The sequence below is a fragment of the Nocardioides sp. NPDC057577 genome, from assembly GCF_042801335.1.
Classification (GTDB): Bacteria; Actinomycetota; Actinomycetes; order Propionibacteriales; family Nocardioidaceae; genus Nocardioides.
Genome location: NZ_JBHVGB010000291.1, coordinates 1 through 3,731 on the forward strand (window position 1 = coordinate 1; position 3,731 = coordinate 3,731).

The 3,731-nt window shown below is 68.8% G+C and carries 3 protein-coding genes; 2 read left to right on the forward strand and 1 reads right to left on the reverse strand.

Annotated elements, in window-relative coordinates; genetic code table 11:
* Nucleotides 1-70: 70 nt before the first annotated feature.
* Entirely contained in the window at nucleotides 71-1,360 is a 1,290-nt protein-coding gene (locus ACFU7D_RS29025; RefSeq protein ID WP_378873827.1) for an acetyl-CoA C-acetyltransferase, read from the reverse strand.
* A 152-nt stretch (nucleotides 1,361-1,512) separates the two neighbouring features.
* Here ACFU7D_RS29025 and ACFU7D_RS29030 point away from each other — a divergent pair, with 152 nt between their 5' ends.
* Together ACFU7D_RS29030 and ACFU7D_RS29035 are read left to right on the forward strand one after the other, a co-directional pair.
* Nucleotides 1,513-2,835, forward strand: a complete 1,323-nt coding sequence (locus tag ACFU7D_RS29030) for a 3-oxoacyl-ACP reductase (protein WP_378873830.1) — start codon at nucleotides 1,513-1,515, stop codon at nucleotides 2,833-2,835.
* Complete coding sequence (locus ACFU7D_RS29035; RefSeq protein WP_378873833.1) at nucleotides 2,835-3,716, forward strand: MaoC/PaaZ C-terminal domain-containing protein; 882 nt, start codon at nucleotides 2,835-2,837, stop codon at nucleotides 3,714-3,716. Before ACFU7D_RS29030 ends, ACFU7D_RS29035 begins: the two co-directional genes overlap by 1 nt.
* The last annotated feature ends 15 nt before the right edge of the window (nucleotides 3,717-3,731 follow it).

A 3,731-nucleotide genomic window follows, 5' to 3' on the forward strand; every position in this document is an offset into this window, starting at 1 on the left:
GCCTGCGCGGGTGACGCTTCGGCCGACGCGGGTGACGCCTCGGCAGACGTGGGTCGCCTCGGCGTGAGGTCTACTTCTCCAGGATGGCGACGACGCCCTGGCCGCCGGCGGCGCAGACGGAGATCAGGCCGCGGCCCGAGCCCTTCTCGTCGAGCAGCTTGGCGAGGTTGTTGATGATCCGGCCGCCGGTGGCGGCGAAGGGGTGGCCGGCCGCGAGGCTGGAGCCCTTGACGTTCAGCTTCTCGCGCGGGACGGTGCCGAGCGGAGCGTCGAGGCCGAGCTTGTCCTTGCAGAAGTCCGCGGACTCCCAGGCGGCAAGGGTGGACAGGACCTGCGACGCGAACGCCTCGTGGATCTCGAAGAAGTCGAAGTCGTCGAAGGTCAGGCCGTTGCGCGCCAGGAGGCGCGGGACGGCGTAGGCGGGAGCCATCAGCAGGCCCTCGCCACCGGCGACGTAGTCGACAGCGGCGACCTCGGCGTCGACGAAGTAGGCCAGGACCGGCAGGTTCTTGGCGGCAGCCCACTCCTCGGACGCGAAGAGCACCGCGGAGGCGCCATCGGTGAGCGGGGTCGAGTTGCCCGCCGTCATGGTCGGGTTCTCACCCTTGACCCCGAAGACGGGCTTGAGGGTGGAGAGCTTCTCCACGGTCGAGCCCGGGCGGAGGTTGTTGTCCTTCTCCAGGCCGCGGAACGGCGTGATCTGGTCCTCGAACCAGCCGGCCTCGTACGCAGCTCCCAGCTTCTGGTGGGAGGCAGCTGCCAGCTCGTCCTGGGCCTGGCGGGTGATGCCCCACTCCTGCGCGGTCAGCGCGGCGTGCTCACCCATGGAGAGCTTGGTGCGCGGCTCGACGTTGGCCGGGATGTTGGGGATGACGTCGGCGGGGCGGAGCTTGGCGAAGGCCTTGACGCGGTCGATGTTGGTCTTGGCCCGGTTGGCCTCGAGCAGGACCTTGCGGAGCTTCTCGCCCAGCGCGATCGGCGCGTCGGAGGTGGTGTCGGTGCCGCCGGCGATGCCGGAGTCGAGCTGGCCGAGCGCGATCTTGTTGGCGATGTAGGTCGCCGCCTGGAGACCGGTGCCGCAGGCCTGCTGCAGGTCCACGGCAGCCGTCTCGGGAGCGAGTCGCGACCCGAGCACCGACTCGCGGGTCAGGTTGAAGTCGCGCGAGTGCTTGAGCACCGCACCGGAGGCGACCTCGCCGATGCGCTCACCCTCGAGGCCGAAGCGCGCGGCGAGACCGTCGAGGACGGCGGTGAACATCTCCTGGTTGGACGCGGTCGCGTACGCACCGTTGGAACGGGCGAAGGGAATGCGGTTGCCGCCCACGATGGCGACACGGCGCGTGGTCTGAGCAGTGGTCATAGGGTTCATCCTTGTCTGATGAAGCTCTTTGGAGAAGGGTATGTCAGGGAGATCACGAAAAGTGGACACCGAGTTACACCTGTAGTTACAACTGGCGAGTAACATACCAACGTACGCCTCAGAGACCACGTCCAGAAGGATCAGAGCAGACCATGAGCGACAAGTACCAGAGCTTCACCCAGTCGGCGATCGGCAAGGTCCTCGTCAAGAACCTCGGGCTGCCGAGCCCCGCCAAGCTCGAGCGGTACGCAGCTGGCGCCCCGCTCGTGAAGGGCACCGTCCTCGTCGGCGGACGTGGTCGTCTGGCCGAGTCGCTGAGCGGGCTTCTGGGCGAGCTGGACATCACCTCGACCGACGCCGCGACCCCGGGCACCAAGCTCAAGGGCCTCGTCTTCGACGCCACCGGCCTGACCTCGACCGCCGATCTGGTCGCGCTCCAGGAGTTCTTCACCCCGGTGCTGCGCAGCCTGGAGAACAACCCGCGCGTCGTCGTGATCGGCACGCCGCCCGAGCTGCTCAAGGGTGGCGAGCGGGTCGCGCAGCGCGCGCTGGAGGGCTTCACCCGCAGCCTCGGCAAGGAGATCGGCAAGGGCGGCACCGTCCAGCTCGTCTACGTCGCCGAGGGCTTCGAGGGCTCGCTGCTCTCCACCCTCGCCTTCCTGCTCTCCCCCAAGAGCGCCTACGTCTCCGGCCAGGTCGTGCGGATCGGCACCAAGAACGCCTCCCCCGCCGCCGAGCAGGTCGACCCGAAGAAGCCCCTGACCGGCAAGGTCGCGCTCGTCACCGGTGCCGCGCGCGGCATCGGCGAGGAGATCGCCAAGGTCCTGCAGCGCGACGGTGCGACCGTCGTCGGCCTGGACATCCCGCCGGCCGAGGACGACCTGAAGAAGGTCACCCCCGACTACATCACCGCCGACATCACCGCCGAGGACGCTCCCGCCAAGATCGCGGCCTACCTCCAGGAGAAGTTCGGCGGCGTCGACATCGTCGTGCACAACGCCGGCGTCACCCTCGACAAGAAGCTCGCCAACCAGAAGCCCGACCGCTTCGGCAAGGTGCTCGAGATCAACATCAGCGCCCCGGAGCGGATCACCGCCGAACTGCTCGAGCAGAAGCTGGTCCGTCCCAACGGCCGCATCATCGGCGTCTCCTCGATCGCCGGTATCGCCGGCAACCTCGGCCAGACCTCCTACGGTGCCTCGAAGGCCGCCGTCATCGGCTTCGTCGACTCGCTGGCCGAGGAGCTTCCCGACGGCATCACCATCAACGCGGTCGCTCCGGGCTTCATCATCACCCAGATGACCGCGGCCGTCCCGTTCGCGACGCGTGAGGTCGGCCAGCGGCTCAACGCGATGGCCCAGGGTGGCCTGCCGGTCGACGTCGCCGAGACCATCGCCTGGTACGCCTCGCCGGCCTCGACCGGCGTCAACGGCAACGTCGTGCGGGTGTGCGGCCAGATGATGCTGGGTGCCTGATGAGTGCCCCCAGGATCGAGCCCAGCTTCACCGGTCGGTCCGGTCCCGGCCTGCTCGTCCGGGCGGCGCTGCCCGCCATTCCGGGCATCAACGCGCTCCCGGGGATCAAGAAGACCGGCGTCGCCTACGAGGAGCTCAGCCTCACCCGCGAGCCGGTCGTCCTCGAGCGGACCGCGGTCGACGCCTACGCCGAGCTGTGCGGCTTCCCGATCAAGGACACCGTGCCGCTCCCCTACCCGCACATGCTGGCCTTCCCGCTGCACATGGCTCTGATGTCCTCGCCCGATTTCCCTTCGCCCGCGATGGGGATGGTCCACATCGAGAACTCGATCAGCGGCTACCGCCCGATCTCGGTCGGCGAGGCGGTCTCGGTGACCGCGACCGTGGGGCAGCCCGAGCCGCACCCGGTCGGCAAGGCCTACCGGTTCCTGACCGTCGCGACCGTCGAGGGTGAGGTCGTGTGGGAGTCCACCTCGACGTACCTGGTCCGCGGGAAGCGCAACCCCGACGTCGAGTGGAGGTCCGACCTCGTCGAGGTCGACCCGTCCGGGCCGGTCTTCCCGCTCAAGGCCGACCTGGGCCGGCGCTACGCGAAGGTCGCCGGCGACTACAACCCGATCCACCTCTATCCGCTGACCGCGAAGGCGCTGGGCTTCAAGCGGCAGATCGCGCACGGGATGTGGACCAAGGCGCGCTGCATCGCGGCCCTGGAGAACCGGCTGCCCGGTGCCGTACGCGTGGACGTGGCGTTCAAGAAGCCGGTCTTCCTGCCGTCCTCGGTCGCGTTCGGGTCGCTGAAGCACCTGGACGGCTACGACTTCTCGCTCCACAAGCGCGGGTCGGACACGCTCCATCTGGTGGGGCGTACGACCGCGCTCTGAACCCGGACCTGATGC